Source organism: Sphingobacterium sp. UBA7249 (genome assembly GCF_002472835.1).
GTDB classification, from domain to species: Bacteria; Bacteroidota; Bacteroidia; order Sphingobacteriales; family Sphingobacteriaceae; genus Sphingobacterium; species Sphingobacterium prati.
On the sequence record NZ_DKST01000028.1, the window covers coordinates 263,282 to 282,947 of the forward strand.

Below are 19,666 nucleotides of genomic sequence, written 5' to 3' on the forward strand. Positions count from 1 at the left end.
TTTGATTTGAAAACCATAAGCCTTATCATGATCCGGGAATGGAAACGAATTTTTTCGATTCCCAACTTCTATGTGATCTTGCTGGTGATTCCACCTCTAATTTTTCTCTTTTATGGCTTTATCTACCAGAAGCAGTTTGCGAAAGAATTGCCAATGGCGGTCTGGGACGAGGACCGATCGTCCACTTCACGTACGCTGACCGATATGATGGAGCAAAATGAAAATATACATTTTACCGCCACTGTTTTTAGCAATGCCGAGATCGAAAAGCTCATGAAAGAAGGAAAAATTTTTGGCGCTGTGCATTTTCCGAAAAATATGGAAGCTGATGTCAAGAAAAATCACCAGTCAAACATTACGCTATATACCAATGGCGCTTATTTGGTGCCGGCAAAATTGATCTATAAGGGAGCGGCGGAGATTATCATCAAAGGGGGGCTGGCCGTGGTCTTACAAAAAGCGGTGAAACAGGGGATGCCCGCCGGAGAAGCCAATATGCTCGTGCAGCCGATCAAACTCAATACAACCGTCTTATACAATCCGGATTTTAATTACCAGCGTTATCTCACTCCCGGACTCATTACGGTTGGCATACAGATGGCCCTGATTGTGGCCGCTGTGCTGATCCTGAATCTGGAATTTAACCGAAATACCATGGATGAGCTGCTGCGGATCTCCACTTCCTCCTCGCAGATCATTGTCGGAAAAATGCTGGCGCACCTATGTATATCCTGGGTGCTGTTTGTATTGGTAGCCTGGGTAGTGTTTCCGGTTTTTGAATTGGGGAAACCGCAGACGGACTTCAATTTCTTTATCTTGTTTTCGTTGATGGCACTTGCTTGTATCGGTATCGGTATAATGCTTTCTGCAATCTCCAATAATATGCTATTTGTCACGGATGTGGCACTATTTTTTACGTCTCCGGCTTTTGTGTTCAGCGGGTTTACGTTCCCCAGATGGGCAATGCCCTGGTATGATCAATTTTATGCCGATATCATGCCCTATACGCATTTTTTGGACGGTTTCATCAAATTGTATTTTATGGAGCTTCCCTTAGTATACGCTGCGGATGAAATGATTAAGCTACTGCTTTTTATCGGTGCCACATTTCCCGTTGCAACCCTGTTTTTTCAGAAACGAATCAGTCAATACCTTAAAAATCAGCAACAGTGAAACAAACTTTTCAGCTATTCAAAAGAGAGTTAAGAAAGGTGTCAGGCGATTCCAGCCTATTTCTTATTTTGCTTCTTGCTCCGATCCTGTATGCTTTTATGTACGGAAGCATTTATCTGAATAAGGGCGAGGACCAGGTAAAGATCGCGTTAATTGACGATGATGGAACAGCTATTTCGAGGACATTGACCGAACAACTGCGCTCAACACCGATGATTAGTATGGTATCAAGCGCCACTATTGCCGATGCACAGGAAAAGATGTATCAGGGCGAGGTACAAGGATACTTTTATATTCAGCATGATTTTGAGAAAGATCTGCTTTCCATGAAACAGACCAATGTCAATCTGGTGTTAAATGCTTCCCGTTTTTTACCCTCCAGTGATTTGTTGAGTACGGTGACCAAAGTGTGTATGACGGTGGGAGCCGGTGTACGGAAGACCTATTTTAACAAGCAGGGAATGGGAGAAGATGAATCCATGAAAATGACTAATCCGATCAATATGGATTACCGTCCCCTGTACAATGCGAGCATGACCTACGGGGCTTTCCTCTTACCTGGTTTGCTGGCTATCATATTACAGCAAACACTGTTGATCGGCGTAGCAGCAAGTTTTACCTCGGAGAGGGAAGATGATCAGCTGGGCAAGTTATACCAACTTTCGGGACAAAGTGTGTCCAACCTTATTTTTGGAAAAAGCTTATTTTACTTTGTTGTCTTTATGATTTTTGGGCTTTTCTTTATTGCGATTAATTTTTCTGTTTTCGGCATACAGATTCGTGGAAGTTATCTGGACCTCGCATTGATTACTGCGCTCTTTATTTCGGCCGTGATCGTCTTCGGGATGTTTATCGGTAGTTTTTTCAAGACAAAGCTTTTCGCTTTTCAGGTGCTGGTATTTTCATCTTACCCCATTTTCTTAATTACGGGATATTCCATGCCTTACCAAGCACTTCCCAGGGTGGTGCAATGGCTCTCCGACCTGCTGCCAACTTCACCTTTTTTAAAAATCTATATTTCTGTAGTTCAGGCAGGTGGCTCACTTCAGGATAACTTGCCGACAATTATTCATTTAATACTCCTTTGGGGATTATTTTTTATTCTGTTGGTTATTAGGGTTCAATTTATCCTAAAAAAACAAGCAAAAAAAACGGACAGTCTACATTGATGTCAGGTTAAGCAATATCGTCATTTTGATCATTGGTTAATGGGGCATGCTGTAAGTCACATTCGTTTCCGAATAGATGGCAGATACCAGCAAGCGTTATTATAAACAAGACGGAAAAGAAGGGCAGATGTGGTATATCGAATAAGCATTAATCGCAAAAAGAATTTTTTTTTGTCACATGATCCTTGTTGCTGTCTCTGATCTAATAAATACCGAAAATAATCGGTAAATACGGTCAAAAACTTTTGCAACGCTTCCATGTTAGTATAAGCTTCCATGTTAGTATAATATGTGCTAATTTAAACAGATGAAAAAAAGAATTCTAGTACTTATTGATTTTTCTGAAAATTCCTGGACCGCTATGAGGTATGCAGCATATTTGGCCCAGACCCTTAATTGGACATTACACTTATTACATAACTATTCAGATTCTCTCAAAGATAAAATTGATCATCATTTTGAAGGAGTACCACCGGTTTCGAAAAAAGAAAAGGCCGAGTTTGGATTGAACGAATGGGGCAGCCGGGTACAACAAGAGTTTACGGGCCTCACCTATGAGACCATATGTTTGCCCGGAAAATTAACAGAGACCATATCAAACTTATTATCCCAAAATCAATATTCATTTGTCGTCATGGGAGCTAAAGGGGCGAGCAAAATAAAATTGACCCTATTGGGGAGTAATACGATAGCATTGATAAAAAGCTGTCCTATTGGTATTTTGGCAGTTCCATTAAAAATGCCTAAGTTTCGTTTGAAAAATGTGGGGATGCTGACAAATTTTAAGGACTCCGAATTTGATCTGCTCGAAGGGGTTAAAGACAATCTGTCTTTAGAATTTAATCTCGACCTATTGCATGTTACTCAGGGATATAAGTCGGTTCATCAGCAGGATGTAGATCAGTTGAAACGAAAATCAGCTATAATGTTTCCATTGAGCCATATCAATTACGTTGAAAAAAATGCCGTTTATAGACTAGATTATCGTATGCCTATCCCAAGTTGTGTCGATTATATGATTAGATCTAGAGCGATAGATCTATTACTTGTATCCTACAATCAAAAGAGCTTTTTTAAACAGCTTTTCTCTCGTAGCCTCAAGAAGGCAATTTATCAGAATTTATCGATACCTACGTATTTTAGACGGACAGCTGGATAATGAGTCATTTAAAGTTGGCTTATAATATTATCAGACACAAACTAAGATCGCACTATTCTTGTTATCTAAATGTGTAAATACTGCATTCATAATTTTAATTCGTTAAGTAATAGTGAAGTTGCCGCAATAGGAATAGAAGATGTTCTTCTGTGCAGATAATCTATAAATCGATTTAAAGATTGCCCATATGGTACAGTAATGATTATCTTTATGGTATAATATGGAATTAATAATAATTATAGGGCTCGTTCTATTGAACGGTATCTTTGCCATGTCGGAGATGTCGCTCGTATCCTCCCGGAAATTCAAGCTTGAAAATTTAAGGAAAAGGGGAAAATCTGCGGCGAAGACGGCCCTTGATTTATCGGCTAACCCTACTCGCTTTTTATCGACTGTTCAAATTGGTATTACATTAATAGGTATTTTATTGGGTGTATATAGTGGCGAAAACCTTACAAAAAATTTGGCTGCTTTTTTGACCCAATTTGACCTACTTAAACCATACGCAATGACCTTGTCGACTACGCTGATTGTTGTGTTAATCACTTATCTCTCCATAGTTTTGGGAGAGTTATTTCCTAAACGGGTTGCGATGAAATTTCCCGAGCCAATTATCGTGATGTTGGCTAAGCCCATGTTTATTCTGTCAAAGATTACGGCTCCATTTGTGTGGTTGTTGAGTGCTTCAAATAATCTGTTATTGAAAATTTTTGGAATTTCTGCAAAAAATGATGATACTTTAAGCGAGGAGGAAATCAAATCTATAATTGCAGATAGTACTATAGGGGGGGAGATTCAAGAGATTGAACAGGAAATTGTAAAAAGGGTTTTTGAACTTGGAGACCGGAAGGTTACATCTTTGATGACACATAGGCCAGACATTGTTTATTTTAAAATGAATGAAAGTTGGGAGAGGGTCCGTTCAAAGATTAATGCTGAAAAGCATTCAGCTTATCCTGTGTGTAGCGAAAAAGGCTTGGAGGAGATTCTTGGAATAGTACTTATCAAAGATCTATTCGTTGATGCGGATCCTGATCAATTTAGCTTAGAGAGATTTATTAAGAAACCTGTATTTTTTAATGAGAACTCTGATGCATATAAGGTGCTTGAACGTTTTAAGCGAGAAGGCACGCATTATGGCCTTGTGGTAGACGAATATGGTGTAATTTCGGGGATCGTCACGATGGATGATGTTTTGGATGCATTGGTAGGTGATGTATCTGAAAATTCTGATGAGGATCAAGAAATTGTACAGCGAAATGAAAACAGCTGGTTAATAGATGGTCAGTATTCAGCATTCGAATTCATCAAAAATTTTGAGATTGAATTGAATTATGAATTAAGCAACCAATATTCTACCATAGGAGGAATGTTTATGTTTCATGTTAATGATATACCCAATGTAGGGGACAGGATTCAAATTGGTCAGTATGAATTGGAAATTGTTGATAAAGATGGGCAACGTATAGACAAGATCATGCTGACCAAGTCTTATTAGTTTTTCATATTATCTTCTTTACGTTCACCTTTCGCTAGATCTTTATAAGAGAGTTCTTCTGGCTCATTGATTTCTACCAAATTTGCGACCTGGAAACTACCTTGTTAGATTGAACCGGTATGCTTTCTCTTCTTATTTTGCTTCTGTCAACACTTATTAACGGGCGACTTGATCTGCAAATACCTACCGGATGCAAATAGATTTGATAAACGACTGAGAGGCGTATTATCTGAAAATTACTCCTAAGCGTTAAGTAACAATTTCGTGTGTGAGCTAAGTGTACGGAAACGAGCTCGATCGCGGGCACGGTTGTTGAGTCGACATTCATTCTACTGATAATAAACAAGAAATCATCGTTGTCAGCTTGATTAAATAATTGGAGATCCGATAAATTGGAAAGCAAACTGACAATTTGTTTTGTGTTTAATAAAAAATATGGATAAGAAAATCTTTATTTGTGATGATGACAGTAATATAGTCGATATGTTAGCGATGGTATTACGGGAGTTTACTGATGCAACAGTATTAACTGAAACGGACAGCCGAAAAGTGTTGTCACGCTTAATAGAAGACTGTCCCGATATTTTTATCGTTGATCTCTCAATGCCGTTACTTTCAGGTGATCGACTGATTAAAGAGATTAGAAAAAATGTTTTATTAAATAAAATATTGATCATTTGCATGTCGGCAAAACTGGATGCAAAAGAAATAGCAATTGAGGCTGGTGCTGACATTTATTTGCCAAAACCATTTGATATAAACGATATAATTAGCGCTGTTTCTGGAAACCCCAGCAATGATTAAGAATTTTTTCTAATATCATGTTTGTTTAGCGATAATATGTTGTGGTGTGATACAAAAGGACTTTTCTGCGTAGGAAAACGTGGGCTTAGAATTACCAAGAATAGCAATGGTGAGTTTAATTAAGGATGAGGTGAAAATAAATAATCTTATATTAATCTGAAAACCATGCAACAGTGTATAACGAATAGCGCATCAAGGAATACCCCTTTTACTGGGTATTATGCCGCAGATCTGTATCTACGATCGGATTAATTAAGTATTTACCATTTTCTGTTCTTTCGATAGATTTTGATAGATCAAACTCAAGGAACAAAGTGTGAATTTGATTCGCTATCAGTTGATTGTTAGTTGGGATGAGGATTGGAATATACCGTCCTTCGGGAGTTTCTAGCTTATGAGAAGATCCATCTACCACGATTTCATTTCCTTCAGCTGCTAATTGGAGAATCACTTCGTGTATAGAACCATGGGGTACTTGGCCAGCAGCGATGAGACTATCTTTTTCTATGGAGAGGATATTTAACCTTTTGTTGGCTGCTATCTTTCCAGCTCCCGATGATGTACGGGTCCATATCTGTTCTATATTTAAGTAAAGTGCATCATAGTGATTGGTGGCATCTTTTATTTTTACCTTTAAATGCGCTTGCTCAGCAGCCGGGCTATCATCATCATGACAGGCAGCTAAGAACGTCAAAAGTGCGACGATTATGATATACCTTAAACGAGTCGCAAGTATATAAATAGATTTGTCTTTCGTCTTTGGTGAATTACAACTCATACTATTTTTTTGTTGGAACAAAAGCTAAAGACTTATCGTTTGATTTTGTTTCAACAAAAAAATATTTATTTCTAACTGTACCGCTAAATAAAATTACATTATAAAATTTATGATGCTTTGGTATGAACAATAGTTCGCCGATGTTACATATCATCCAGTTCTTCTTTGGTGTAACCTCCTGTACAGTCCATACATGCATCCGCATATGCGCTGTATTCGTCATAGGCGGCGCCTATTTTTCCAAAAAGGGTGATAATACGGTCTATTCTTATCTGAAGTCCATCTTCCATCACGATAAAGACTCCGCTATTTCTTTCTTCTCTTAATTCAACAATGGTTCCCTGCGCCTCGCTGAGTCTCTTATCCTCTTCAAAATAGAATATTTTGCCACTGTTTTTAGTGTTAATCTGTTCGTTGATACTCTCCCTATATTCCCAGGCTACTGGGAGATATGCGTTATGTTTAGTCTTCATACCCCAAATTTTACTTAAATGTTCAGTACTCTTCTCAGACTTTGTTTACAGTAAGTTACGTATAAAAAATCTTTTACCGAACTTAAACAAACATTATAGTATCTCTCAGATACACATATATGCAGTTTTTTCTATGAATAGATCCAGGTCTCCACTTTTTGACGACAAAGCCACCTACGTCTAAATCCTTGTCTTTTTACAAGTCGTGATGTAGTTTACCTATGGACGGCGATATTGGAAGGGAGTTGAATGTTGGGGATATAAAATTTTTTATTTGGGTATTAATGATTTTGATTTAGTAAAATTTATCTTTACATTAAGTACGTCGTTCGTATCAATTATATGAATTATACCAAATGAAATCTCCTAAAGAAATTGCTAAACTCGAAAAACTCAAAAATGGAGATCTTGATTCATTTAATGAAATTTATTTCCAATATTCTCCCAAGATCTATGTCAGATTGATCCGCTTGGTTAAAAATCAGAGTATTGCGGAGGAGATTCTTCAGGACGTATTTACTAAAATATGGCTTCATCGGGAAAGCATTGATCCCACCAAAGGATTTGTCTCTTTTCTTAACCATATTTCCGATAATTTAGCCATGGATTTTTTTCGAAAAGTGCAACGGGACAAAGCACTTCAATTGGAAGTATGGGCTTCAGCGATAGAATTGTATTACCATACCGAAGAAAAACTGTTTTTAAAAGATAAACAGCAGATATTGTCAAAAGCTATTGACTCATTGAGCCCTAAGCGAAAAGAGATTCTGATGCTCAATAAATTTGAGGATAAAAGCTACAAGGAGATCGCGGATATGCTGGGTATTTCTGTTTCTACCGTCAGCAATCAGTTGGTCAGTGCACTCAAAGATATCAAGGAATATATCCAAAAAAATTATCGTGACGAATATATAATCAGCCTTTTTGCGGCTTTTTTATTCAATTTATAAAAAAAATGAAAAAGCAATAGTGTGATTCTTTCTACCAAGCGTATAGAGAAGTACAATACAGCAATGTGTTGAACTAATTATAGATAATTTTGAAAGAGAATACCTTTAAAGATCAATTGTTTGCGTATATCCACAACCGATTGGAGGCGCAGTATTACGAGTCTTTCTTTGATGAAATGGTGAAGGCGGATACTGTGCTTCTTGAATCATGGATAGCGGAGATACTAGACCAGGATGAAACGCAGCAGCTCCAGCAGATCCCATTGCCTGACTTGAAAAGTGTTCATCTGAAAATATTAGAAAATATCTATACCATAGACCCTCCTAAACGCACAGTCCTACGAAGAATGCGTTTTTGGGCATGGGCGTCCTGTGCCGCAGTGCTGCTATGCGTACTGTCGGTACTTTATGTAAAAAAATCCTCTACGCTACCAGATGATCGTATAATTTGGTATGAAAATAAAAATACATACACGGTCTATGAGCTGCTTCCAGATAGCAGCACTGTTATCCTTTATCCACAGGCGAAAATCGGTTTTGAATATAATAAACCAGACAGCCGTAAAGTACAGCAGTTGCAAGGACGTGTCGTCTACAAGGTGCATAAAAACAAGGAAGCCCCGTTTCAGGTCAATTACAAAGGTTATTTGACGACTGCTTTGGGGACAATATTTAGCGTAGATCCCAAGGATAACGATCATGTACTGATAAAATTAATGGAAGGTAAAATCGCTGTAGGACCACTTGCCGCGGACAGCCGAAGCTTAATATACCTCAAACCAAAAGAGGAAGTATTGATCAATTTAAATCTCCAGCAGATGATTAAGTTTTCTGAGCCCGAATTGACAAAATCTCATCCAGCTCGGGTGGATAAAGCGTTGAGGAGGCTCATTCCAAATCTTACCGCCAATGTAGAGTGGAGCAATCAATCCGTCAAATTCAACCAAACCAAAAACGTTCAGCTGTTAAGAGTAATCGAGAGCCTCTATGATGTGTCGATTATCTGTGATAGTCCCTATTTATTGAATAGTTCATTCACAGGCAGCTTAAATAGTAAGGAACCTTTGGTGAATTTCTTAACAAGTTTCTGTCAATTGAACAGTTGTACATTCCAGGTGAACAATGGCATTGTCAACATCAGTAATTCGGGAAGAAAGGAGGACGTACAGTAGGATAGAACCAACCCAACGCAAAATAATCAATATATAAATCAGAATAACCAACTGTAAACAATTATGAAGCATATTCTAATCAAATTAATGCTCGTGGGATTGCTATTTCCATACTTTTCTGTAGGATTTGCGCAATCTAACCTGAAAGTAAATGGTAAAATAGTAGACAATGAAGGCAATACATTGCCAGGCGCTACTATTGATCTTATCCATGAAAAGACCAGCAAAAAACTCCATTTTGTAGCCGATAACAATGGATTGTTTGTTTTGGCTCCACTGCTTGCTGGCGAAAATTACTCGATCTATGCACACCATCTCGGATACGATACCGATTCGGTTAAGCATTTTGTGGCAACGGCGACCAGCAAAAATACCGTACTCATTCGCCTGAAATCAAACACCGGAATGATGGACGAAGTTGTTGTCGTCGGTTACGGGACGCAGAAAAAAGTCAATCTGACAGGTGCAGTATCCGCTGTATCGGGTGATGATTTGAACAATAGACCTGCCGGGCAAACCTCTTCAGCCCTTCAGGGCATGGCCTCGGGAGTGACTGTTACGCAGCGTTCAGGAAAGCCGGGGGCAGACGGCGCTGATATCCGTATTCGGGGTATTGGTACACTCGGCAATGCAGCACCTTTGGTATTAATTGACGGAATCGAAGGCTCTATTAATAATATAGATCCCAATTTGATCGAGAATATCTCGATATTAAAGGATGCAGCGTCGTCGTCAATCTATGGCTCTCGGGCGGCCAATGGTGTCATCTTAGTCACGACCAAAAGAGGGAGTTCCGATAAAGTCGCGATAGCGTACAATAATTATTTTGGCTGGCAGTCGGCAACCAATATGCCCAAGATTGTCAATGCATTGGATCATATGCTCTTGACAAATGAAGCCTATACTAATGTTGGAGCAAGCCCACTGTATCCCGAAGATATCATTGCCGCATATCGCAACCAAGGCAACGGCAGTTCTGATGAGTATCCAAATACAGATTGGCAAAAGGAGTCATTGCAGGGAAATGGATTCCAGCAAAGCCATTTCCTAACGGTCAATTCCGGAACAAACAAGGTGAAAATGCTGACGTCTGTCGGTTATTTCGATCAAAAAGGTTTGACACTGAATAGCTCGTTTAAGCGCTATACCATACGCAACAACGTGGATGTTAAGTTTTCAGATCAATTGGGCCTAAAATTTGATTTCCAATACGTCAATCCGATCGTGACCTCACCTGCGGCTAGCATCGAAGAGCTTTTTCAGTGGATGAGCAGCATTCCGGCCAATCAATCCTTTAGAAATTCCAACGGCACATGGGGGCTGGGCTGGAATGGAAATAATCCTGTTTCGGCGGCGGCCGATGGCGGTGTTGCCACCAACAAAAGCCCATTTGGCAGTATCAACGCTTCATTGATCTATAAACCCAAAGCATGGTTGACTGCTGAGGTCAATTATGCACCGAAATATGCGACCCAGGTCAACAAGAATTTCAGAAAAGCAGTACAGTCGTATTTCCCAAACGGCACGCCGAGCTTTTCAGTTCCGGTCCGCACGGCACTTACCCAATACAATAGTCAGGAACTTTTTAATAATATGAGAGCCACCCTGACGCTCAACAAGGATTTTGGTCCACATCAGTTAAAGGCATTGGTCGGTGGTTCACGGGAAGATTATAAGATTGATTATACCCAGGGATTCAGAGACAGCTATGTGCTCCCTGACTATGAAGTGCTCAATGCCGGGTCTGCACTGAATCAGTCAGCTACTGGAAGCGCTTCTGAGTGGGCATTACAATCCTTATTTTCCCGTATCAATTACGTTTTCAAAGATCGTTATCTTTTGGAGCTTAATGCACGTTATGATGGCTCCTCCAGGTTTGCCAAAGGCAACCGCTATGGATTTTTCCCTTCGGCATCAGCCGGATGGCGTTTTTCCGAAGAGGAATTCCTGGCCACATCTAAAAGCTGGCTGACGGAAGGGAAAATTAGGGCGTCATGGGGGAAATTGGGAAATCAGAATATTGGGACTTATCCAGCGGTGGCATCATTGAACCTCGGATCATACACGCTGGGCAATGGTATCGTCAATACAGCAGCACTAAATGATATGTCCAATCCCGATATTACCTGGGAGTCAACCGAGGAAAAAAATATCGGTATTGATCTCATCTTATTTAAGCGCTGGACCATTACGGCCGATCTATATAATCGGAAAACCAGCGACATATTACTCCAACTGGATATCCCACTGATTATTGGATTGAACAAACCGTATCAAAATGCGGGAGTTGTCGAAAATAAAGGTTGGGAACTTTCCATGGGCTATCGGAGTGATCCTGGCAAAGCCTTTAAATATAATTTTACGTTTAACCTTTCTGATGTCAAAAACAAAGTGTTGGATATGCGGGGAATCAATCAGACTGGTTTGACCGTCAATCGCGAAGGCTATCCCATTAATTCCATCTTTGGTTATCTTTCGGAAGGTTTTTTTCAGACTACCGACGAAGTGAAAGCACATGCCACACAGTTTGGTACCTTGGCTCCGGGTGACCTCAAATATCGCGATCAAAATGGCGATGGCATGGTCAATGAGTCCGATAAGGTCATCATCGGGAGTACGATTCCACGATATACCTATTCGCTCAATTCCAATTTAAGTTTCAAAGGATTCGACCTCAGTTTTCTGTTACAGGGTGTGGGGAAAGCCGATGGTTACCTCTATGGTGCCGGTATCCAGCCTTTTACAACAACCGGGGCAATTGGCGGTACGATCCGTGAGGACAATAAAGACCGATGGACACCTGACAATACCACGGCCAAATATCCGCGCTTAGCTTTCGGGCAGAATAACAACCAGCAATCCTCCCAGTTTTGGATGAAAAATGCCGCCTACCTTCGGCTGAAGAATTTGCAGCTCGGCTATACGTTTCAGGCAGACCTGCTAAAGTCTATCGGACTGAACAGGCTCCGGGTATTTGTCAATGGCTCAAACCTATTCAGCGTAGACAAGTTTTGGAATGGATATGACGTTGAGGCGCCAGTGGGTTATGGTAATTTTTACCCACAGGTCAAAGTATATTCTTTTGGACTGGATATTACATTATAAACTTTGGATTATGAAAACTCTAAATAAACTCGCTTTATATATTGCATGTATTGCTGTCCTATTTTTAGTGGGGGCATGTGAAAAATACCTGGATAGATCTCCATTGGATGGCCCTTCGGACGAAAATTATTTGAAAAGTCAGGATGAATTGACTTTGGTTGTCAACGGTTTGTACAGTGCCTTGGCATTTCACCCTACGGATGATATGCCCATCAACCTGACACTTGATGATGCCACAGATATCGGCTGGGATCGTAATACCTCTGATCTACAAGCAGTAGGAAGGGGAGATCACGATAGTAACAATGGTTATATTCGGAATATCTGGACCAACTCCTATAAGGTGATTGGCAAATGCAATTTTATTTTGGACAATATCCAGAAGTTGGATGGGAAGATGGATGCCAATCTTCAGCAGCGCTATAAGGCTGAGACACAATTTATCCGGGCCTATGTCTACCAATATTTAATCGATTATTTTGGTGGAGTACCTTTGGTAACGAGCAGCCTGACTCTGGCGGATGCCAATATTCCCAAAACGGCTAAAGCTGAAGTCGCAGCTTTCATTCTCAAAGAGCTCGCTGAAGCGGCAGCTAACTTACCGGTGAGCTATGGCTCCGCAGATGTAGGACGTGCTACCAAAGGAGCGGCTTTGGCCATACGGGCTCGGGCAGCACTTAATAATGGGTTATGGGAAGAAGCAGCGCGTTCTGCTAAAGAAATCATGGACCTGAAAGTATATGCGTTACACACCGACTTCGGCCAATTGTTTACATATGATGGAGAGGCATCTAAAGAGATTATTTTTGCTTTTCAATATTTACGCTTACAAAAAACCAAGACCCATAGTACTACGCGCGGATTTCTGTCTCGCAACGCACAGGGCACTTCCAATAAAATTCCATCCCAATCCATTGTGGATAGCTACCTTTGTACCGACGGACTTGCCATCGATAAGTCCGCCAAATACGATCCTAAAAACCCTTTCGTCAATCGGGATCCGCGCCTTGGGTATACTATTGCACTTCCTGGTACCACATTTTTTGGTTTTCAGTTTGAAACCCATAAGGATAGTGTATCTTGTTGGAATTATTCTTACAATAGATCTTTACCTGCTCGGATTAAAAATGAGGATGCGATCAATGCTTACGCAAGCTTTTCGGGCTATTGCTGGAAAAAATATGTCGACATCAAGGACAAGGATTTTACCATGGAGTCAGAACTAAATATCATTCAGAGTCGATACGCTGAGGTATTATTGATTTACGCTGAGGCGATGATCGAGAGCAATAAAGCAGACCAAACGGTGTATGATGCGATCAATAGTATTAGGCAACGCCCTAGCGTCGACATGCCAGCAATCCCAAGCGGTAAAACACAAGTTGAACTGCGCGAGATCGTACGAAAAGAAAGACTTTATGAATTGGCCAACGAGGGCTTTCGCCTGGTCGATTTGAGACGTTGGAAACTAGCCGATAAATTTATGAATTCGACCCTTTATGGTCGCATTCCAAAAGGTTTGCTCGCCAATGCGCCTACGATCGATGCAGATAGTTACGTGAATTATAAAAATGTAGCCAATCAGAAAGATATGCGTGTCATTGAACTTCGTAAGTTTGATCCGAACAAGAATTATCTTTGGCCGATTCCGAACATTGAAATTGTAACCAATAAAAATCTGGAGCAAAATCCAGGCTATTAAATCAAAACATGATGAAAAAAACACTTTTAGCGACTATGGGGCTTTTGACTATTTTCTTGCAGATAGTTAAGGGTCAAGCCGACAAGCAGGTAGATTTATGTATTTATGGAGCCACTTCTGCGGGTGTGATCGCTGCCTATACCGCTTCACAGGCCGGCAAATCCGTCTTGCTGATCGACCCCGGGACAAGGCTAGGTGGACTTAGTTCGGGAGGATTGGGGCAGACAGATATAGGGAACAAATATGTGGTGACCGGATTGGCTTTGGATTTTTACCGTAAAATGGGTAAGCATTATGGTAATTTTGAGCAATGGATCTTTGAACCCAAAGTTGCGGAATCTATTTTTAAGGATTATTTACGGCATTCGCAGACGCANNAGACGCAACAGCTTTTGGGATATAGGTTGACAGAGGTGACCACCAAAAATCGATCGATCAAAATGATTACGCTAATTCCAAGTGAAAGTAGGGACGGCAAAAAGATAATTATTGCGGCCAAAATATTTATGGACTGTAGCTATGAGGGCGACCTCATGGCCAAAGCAGGCGTATCTTATCATGTGGGCCGCGAGTCGAATAGCGTCTATGGCGAGACCATCAACGGCGTACAATTGCTGGATGGTCATCAGTTTCCCGATGGTGTAGATCCCTACAAAGTAAAGGGGGATTCCAAAAGCGGTATTTTATGGGGTATAAATAATGAGTCTTTAAAGGAAAATGGAACGGGAGACGCCAAGGTCCAAGCTTATAACTATCGGATTACATTGACCAACGTGCCTGATAACAGGATAGCAATTTCCAAGCCTGAAAATTATGATGCGTCCAAATATGAACTCCTAAAAAGACAAAAGGAAATTCAACCATGGAAGAGTATACAAGATGTCTTTATATGGAGTTTGATGCCTAATGGAAAAACAGATATCAATAACAGAAATGGATTTTCAACAGATATGATAGGCATGAACTGGCGCTATCCCGAGGCGGATTATTTCGAGCGGAAGGAGATTATCAAGGCGCACGAAGACTATACCAAAGGATTATTATATTTTGTTGCGAATGATAGCTCTGTGCCGGAGTCAATCCGAAAGGAGTTTAAAAAGTGGGGTTATCCCAAAGATGAATATCTTGACAATGGGCATTGGTCTCCACAATTATATATCCGCGAAGCGCGAAGGATGATTGGTGATGTCGTCATGACACAAAACCACTGTCAGGGGCGTGAAGTCGTGTCCGATGGGGTAGGCTACGCCGCATATACTATGGATTCGCACAATTGTGATCGATTGATTATCAATGGTATGGTCAAGAATGAAGGTAATGTTGAAGTTGGCGGATTTTCTCCCTTTCCGATATCCTACAGGGCTATCGTTCCCAAAAAGGAAGAAATCAACAATCTGCTGGTCCCTGTATGCCTGTCGGCAAGTCATATCGCCTTTGGTTCCATTCGCATGGAGCCAGTATTTATGGTGCTGGGGCAGTCCGCTGCTGTGGCAGCCTGCGAGGCGATCGACAACAAAACTACCGTTCAGGATGTTGATATAAAACGCGTGCAAAAAACATTGCGTAACAACCCAAAGGCGGATGGCCGTAGGGCCGATTATTTGATCCATGTGGAAAATAAAGATCAGGTTACTTTGAAGGGTGCTTGGCATAAATCCGCAAAAAAAGGTTATGGTATGAGTTATCAGGAAGTAGACAATGATCCAGCAGCGGCAGCACGTTTCATTCCAGGAAAAGATTTTGCTGGGGGAAAATATAAACTCTATAGCTATTTCCCCAAAACTGCTGAAAGTACAGTTACGGGGAAATTTATTATTAATACAGGGAAGACAAGTATCGAAAAAAATATAAATTTTAAGGAAGTAAGTATTTTGGGACAGACAACAAGTACCTGGGTAGAGCTGGGAGAATATGAGTTTGAGAAAGGAAGTAACAAACCTTTTGTTGAAATTATGCCCAATGCGAAAGGAGTACTGGCCGCAAATGCTATATTATGGGTACCTGTTTCAGACCAAAATTGATCGTATGAAAAAGATAAAAATAGGTTTAGAATTAATACTTGTATTAATTTTTCATCAGGTTGAGGCACAACATTCGACCAAGAAGGTAGATGTTGTGGTTTATGGCGGTACTCCGGCCGCTATTACTGCTGCATTGCACGTGAAGCAGTCGGGCAAATCTGTCATTGTTATATCTCCAGATAACCATTTAGGTGGGTTGAGTTCAGGCGGACTTGGTTTTACGGATACCGGTGACAAAACAGTTATTGGCGGCCTGGCCAAAAAATTCTATCAGGATGTGTATAACCATTACGCCAAGCAATCGAGCTGGAATTGGCAATCCCGCACCTCGTTTGGCAATCGGGGGCAGGGTACCGTTGCGATGGACAGTGCACATCAGACGATGTGGATTTTTGAACCCCATGTAGCCGAGCGTATTTTTAATTCCTGGGTAAGTGATCATCAGGTTGATGTCGTCCGCGGAGCCTATTTAGATCGGCAGGAACGTGCCATTACGAAAGAGGGCACAATGATCAAATCCATCAAAACTTTAGACGGAAAGATCTATGAGGCGAAGATATTTATTGATGCCACCTATGAGGGCGATCTGATGGCGCTGGCCAAAGTAAGTTACACGATCGGGAGGGAGGCCAACCAGACCTACGGGGAGCAGTGGAATGGCGTTCAGACCGGGGTCTTTCAGCATCGACATCACTTTATGGCGCAGATTAGCCCCTATAAGCATGAAGGAGATCCGGGCAGTGGTCTGGTATTTGGCGTTTCGGAGCAAGATCCCGGGCAATATGGAGCGGCAGATCAGAAACTGCAGGCCTATTGTTTCCGCATGTGCCTGACTAATGACGCCCGTAATCGGAAGCCCTTCATCAAGCCAATGGGGTACGACCCGCAGCACTATGTCCTGCTGCAACGTTTATTCCGAGCAGGCTGGGATGAAGCCTTTCAAAAATTTGATCTGGTGCCCAACCATAAGACAGATGCCAATAACCACGGTCCGTTCAGTACTGATTTTATTGGGATGAATTATCGCTACCCCGAAGCAGGCTATGCGGAACGTAGGTCCATTATCGAAGCCCATCGTAGGTATCAGCAGGGTCTATATTATTTTATGGCTAATGATCCTTCTGTGCCTACTGCAATCAGGACGAAGATGGCCGGATGGGGGCTGGCAAAAGATGAATTTAAAGATAATGACAATTGGCCCTTTCAATTATATATACGAGAAGCCCGGCGGATGCTGGGACAATATGTGACGACCGAACACAATATCCTGGGCAAGCGCAGTGTGGAAGATCCGATCGGTATGGGCTCCTATACCCTGGATTCGCACAATGTCCAACGTTATGTGACCAAAGAAGGATTTGTTCAGAATGAGGGGGATATTGGTGTTCATGTGCCCCATCCTTATGCCATTTCTTATGGATCGATTATCCCAAAAAGCAATGAATGCCGCAATTTACTCGTCCCGGTCTGCCTATCCAGTTCACATATTGCCTTTGGTTCGATCCGTATGGAGCCCGTATTTATGGTGTTGGGGCAGAGTGCAGGTGCTGCAGCAATCTTAGCAATTGATAGTGATGGTGTTGTGCAACACGTGGACTACGGCTTGTTAAAAAAACAACTGCTGGATTCGGGGCAAATATTGGAACAAAAATAATATATTGTAATAGAATTATACCTGAATATAGGATGGATTTAGATAATATGAACGCGCTTACGCTGGTCTTTGCGTCAATTTTAATTTTTGCGATCGCCTACCGTTTTTACGGGGTCTTTATGGCGCAGAAAGTGCTCCGTCTCAATGATGCCGTTACGACCCCAGCAGTCGAGTTTGCCGATGGACACGATTATATTAAGACGGATCGCAAGGTGTTGTTTGGGCATCATTTTGCTGCCATAGCTGCGGCGGGGCCATTGGTCGGTCCAGTGCTGGCGGCCCAGTTTGGTTACCTTCCGGGGACACTCTGGATTTTGATCGGTTGTGTCTTGGGCGGCGGTGTGCATGATATGGTTGTCCTATTTGCTTCGGTTAGACACAAAGGGCAGAGCCTGGCGACTATCGCCTCCAAGGAGATCGGTCCAGTTGTCGGCGGAATAGCCGGTATAGCCGTTCTGTTTATTCTGATCTTGACATTAGCGGGCCTTTCCCTGGCCTGTATCAGCGCCATGCATGAGGCACCCTGGTCCTTATTTACAATTATTCTGACCATGCCGATTGCCATATTTATGGGGCTATTGATGCGGTATAAAGCCGGTTCAGTCACCTTGGCCAGTATATTGGGGGGCATTTTATTAATTGTGGGCATTATTGCGGGGCATCGCTTGATGGAGATCCCTATGATATACAACCTTTTCGATTGGGATGTCAAGACCATTTCAATAGCGATTGCTATTTATGGATTTTTTGCTTCTGTACTCCCTATTTGGTTGCTTCTTGTTCCCCGGGATTACCTCTCTACTTATTTGAAGATCGGTACGATCCTGATGTTGGCCGTAGGCATTGTCTTTGTGCATCCGACGATACAGATGCCCGCCCTGACCAATTTTATCCATGGCGGAGGCCCCGTGATCGGGGGGCCTGTGCTGCCATTTATTTTTATCGTGATCGCTTGCGGTGCGATTTCGGGCTTCCATGCGATTATTGCCACGGGTACGACACCCAAGATGTTGGGTACCGAAAGAGAGATCCTTTTTGTGGGCTACGGCGCGATGCTAGTGGAGGGATTTGTTGCCATAATGGCTTTAATTGCTGCCTGTACCCTGCTACCGGGCGACTATTTTGCAATCAACACCCCAGTCAGTGACTACGCGCATTTTCTGGCACAGAATCCCGAATTAAAGGCTGTGGATCTACAGCATTTTTCAGAGCGGATTGGAGTAGACCTCCATGGCCGTACAGGCGGAGCAGTTTCCCTGGCCGTGGGGATGGCCCATATTTTTGATAAGATCCCTTTTATGGACAACGTGATGGCTTATTGGTACAATTTTGCCATTATGTTTGAGGCCGTATTTATCCTTACAGCCATCGATGCAGGGACACGGGTCGGACGATTTTTTTTGCAGGAAATGCTGGGGAATGTTTTTCCAGCTTTTAAAGACAAAGATTGGAAACCGGGAGTTTGGCTATGCAGTGCTATTTTCACTTTTTCATGGGGCTATCTTGTTTTTACCGGCAATGTAAGCAGTATCTGGCCATTATTTGGCATCAGTAATCAACTCTTGGCTGCCTGTGGGCTTATCGTCTGTACGACGATGCTTATTCGGATGAATAGAGGAAAATATGCTTTATTTACAGCCATACCGGGCGTATTTATGGCTGGGATTACCTTTTGGGCCGGATATCTGCAGGTAGTGGATATTTATTTACCCAAGGGGCAGCTGCTATTAGCTTCATTGGCAATATTGGCTATGCTATTGATGATGCTTGTTTTTATGGGTACATTCCGAAAGTGGTATCAGTTATTTAAAAAGGAGACCACATTTATCGACCAAAATGGCGAATCGGTAAAAACTTTGGTAGAGCGCTAAATTAGCACGGTTACAGTCCGAGCAAATTCTACATTTATAGTAATATGATCACTTAATGTAAAAATGTGAGGTCGATATAGGCTATGATAGTAACAGCTTTCTAGATCATATTGTGCGTAACAGGAAAGCTATCACAT

The 19,666-nt window shown here is 41.6% G+C and carries 14 protein-coding genes; 12 read left to right on the forward strand and 2 right to left on the reverse strand.

Annotated features, from left to right (window positions below):
• Positions 1-6: 6 nt before the first annotated feature.
• From B4A24_RS20585 to B4A24_RS20605, 5 genes are all read left to right on the forward strand, one after another.
• Entirely contained in the window at positions 7-1,173 is a 1,167-nt protein-coding gene (locus B4A24_RS20585; protein ID WP_293946844.1) for an ABC transporter permease, read from the forward strand.
• A complete protein-coding gene (locus tag B4A24_RS20590) occupies positions 1,170-2,342 on the forward strand; it encodes an ABC transporter permease (RefSeq protein ID WP_293946845.1) in 1,173 nt (390 codons plus the stop codon). Before B4A24_RS20585 ends, B4A24_RS20590 begins: the two co-directional genes overlap by 4 nt.
• Positions 2,343-2,649: 307 nt before the next feature.
• Positions 2,650-3,501 (forward strand): universal stress protein, encoded by an 852-nt coding sequence (locus tag B4A24_RS20595; protein ID WP_293946846.1) that lies wholly within the window; start codon positions 2,650-2,652, stop codon positions 3,499-3,501.
• 220 nt (positions 3,502-3,721) lie between these two features.
• Complete coding sequence (locus B4A24_RS20600; RefSeq protein WP_293946847.1) at positions 3,722-4,999, forward strand: hemolysin family protein; 1,278 nt, start codon at positions 3,722-3,724, stop codon at positions 4,997-4,999.
• Between the two features lie 435 nt (positions 5,000-5,434).
• Positions 5,435-5,803 carry a response regulator gene (locus B4A24_RS20605; protein ID WP_293946848.1) on the forward strand — a complete coding sequence of 123 codons (369 nt, stop codon included), beginning with the start codon at positions 5,435-5,437 and terminating at the stop codon, positions 5,801-5,803.
• Positions 5,804-6,011: 208 nt separating this feature from the next.
• Here B4A24_RS20605 and B4A24_RS20610 read toward each other — a convergent pair whose 3' ends face one another.
• Both B4A24_RS20610 and B4A24_RS20615 read right to left on the reverse strand, forming a co-directional pair.
• Positions 6,012-6,581 (reverse strand): DUF4382 domain-containing protein, encoded by a 570-nt coding sequence (locus B4A24_RS20610; protein WP_293946849.1) that lies wholly within the window; start codon positions 6,579-6,581, stop codon positions 6,012-6,014.
• 143 nt (positions 6,582-6,724) lie between these two features.
• A complete protein-coding gene (locus tag B4A24_RS20615; protein WP_293946850.1) occupies positions 6,725-7,054 on the reverse strand; it encodes a hypothetical protein in 330 nt (109 codons plus the stop codon).
• Positions 7,055-7,410: 356 nt separating this feature from the next.
• Here B4A24_RS20615 and B4A24_RS20620 point away from each other — a divergent pair, with 356 nt between their 5' ends.
• The 7 genes from B4A24_RS20620 to B4A24_RS20650 all read left to right on the forward strand — a co-directional run bounded on the left by B4A24_RS20620 (position 7,411) and on the right by B4A24_RS20650 (position 19,529).
• Complete coding sequence (locus B4A24_RS20620) at positions 7,411-8,004, forward strand: RNA polymerase sigma factor (RefSeq protein WP_293946851.1); 594 nt, start codon at positions 7,411-7,413, stop codon at positions 8,002-8,004.
• Positions 8,005-8,093: 89 nt separating this feature from the next.
• Complete coding sequence (locus B4A24_RS20625; protein WP_293946852.1) at positions 8,094-9,176, forward strand: FecR family protein; 1,083 nt, start codon at positions 8,094-8,096, stop codon at positions 9,174-9,176.
• Positions 9,177-9,239: 63 nt separating this feature from the next.
• Positions 9,240-12,281 carry a SusC/RagA family TonB-linked outer membrane protein gene (locus tag B4A24_RS20630; protein ID WP_293946853.1) on the forward strand — a complete coding sequence of 1,014 codons (3,042 nt, stop codon included), beginning with the start codon at positions 9,240-9,242 and terminating at the stop codon, positions 12,279-12,281.
• Positions 12,282-12,291: 10 nt separating this feature from the next.
• Entirely contained in the window at positions 12,292-13,983 is a 1,692-nt protein-coding gene (locus B4A24_RS20635; protein ID WP_293946854.1) for a RagB/SusD family nutrient uptake outer membrane protein, read from the forward strand.
• A gap of 35 nt (positions 13,984-14,018) precedes the next feature.
• Positions 14,019-16,004, forward strand: coding sequence for an FAD-dependent oxidoreductase (locus B4A24_RS20640; protein WP_422663681.1), 1,986 nt, complete (start codon positions 14,019-14,021; stop codon positions 16,002-16,004).
• 4 nt (positions 16,005-16,008) lie between these two features.
• On the forward strand, positions 16,009-17,658 hold the full coding sequence (locus tag B4A24_RS20645; protein ID WP_293946856.1) for an FAD-dependent oxidoreductase: 1,650 nt from the start codon (positions 16,009-16,011) through the stop codon (positions 17,656-17,658).
• Between the two features lie 32 nt (positions 17,659-17,690).
• Positions 17,691-19,529 (forward strand): carbon starvation CstA family protein, encoded by a 1,839-nt coding sequence (locus B4A24_RS20650; RefSeq protein WP_293946857.1) that lies wholly within the window; start codon positions 17,691-17,693, stop codon positions 19,527-19,529.
• Positions 19,530-19,666: the final 137 nt, after the last annotated feature.

What these genes read in the sequence shown, in the direction of transcription:
- B4A24_RS20615 (WP_293946850.1), bottom strand. Translation starts at nt 7,054, where the DNA reads ATGAAGACTAAACATAACGCATATCTCCCAGTAGCCTGGGAATATAGG.
- B4A24_RS20630 (WP_293946853.1), top strand. Translation starts at nt 9,240, where the DNA reads ATGAAGCATATTCTAATCAAATTAATGCTCGTGGGATTGCTATTTCCA.
- B4A24_RS20635 (WP_293946854.1), top strand. Translation starts at nt 12,292, where the DNA reads ATGAAAACTCTAAATAAACTCGCTTTATATATTGCATGTATTGCTGTC.
- B4A24_RS20600 (WP_293946847.1), top strand. Translation starts at nt 3,722, where the DNA reads ATGGAATTAATAATAATTATAGGGCTCGTTCTATTGAACGGTATCTTT.
- B4A24_RS20595 (WP_293946846.1), top strand. Translation starts at nt 2,650, where the DNA reads ATGAAAAAAAGAATTCTAGTACTTATTGATTTTTCTGAAAATTCCTGG.
- B4A24_RS20605 (WP_293946848.1), top strand. Translation starts at nt 5,435, where the DNA reads ATGGATAAGAAAATCTTTATTTGTGATGATGACAGTAATATAGTCGAT.
- B4A24_RS20650 (WP_293946857.1), top strand. Translation starts at nt 17,691, where the DNA reads ATGGATTTAGATAATATGAACGCGCTTACGCTGGTCTTTGCGTCAATT.
- B4A24_RS20645 (WP_293946856.1), top strand. Translation starts at nt 16,009, where the DNA reads ATGAAAAAGATAAAAATAGGTTTAGAATTAATACTTGTATTAATTTTT.
- B4A24_RS20610 (WP_293946849.1), bottom strand. Translation starts at nt 6,581, where the DNA reads ATGAGTTGTAATTCACCAAAGACGAAAGACAAATCTATTTATATACTT.
- B4A24_RS20620 (WP_293946851.1), top strand. Translation starts at nt 7,411, where the DNA reads ATGAAATCTCCTAAAGAAATTGCTAAACTCGAAAAACTCAAAAATGGA.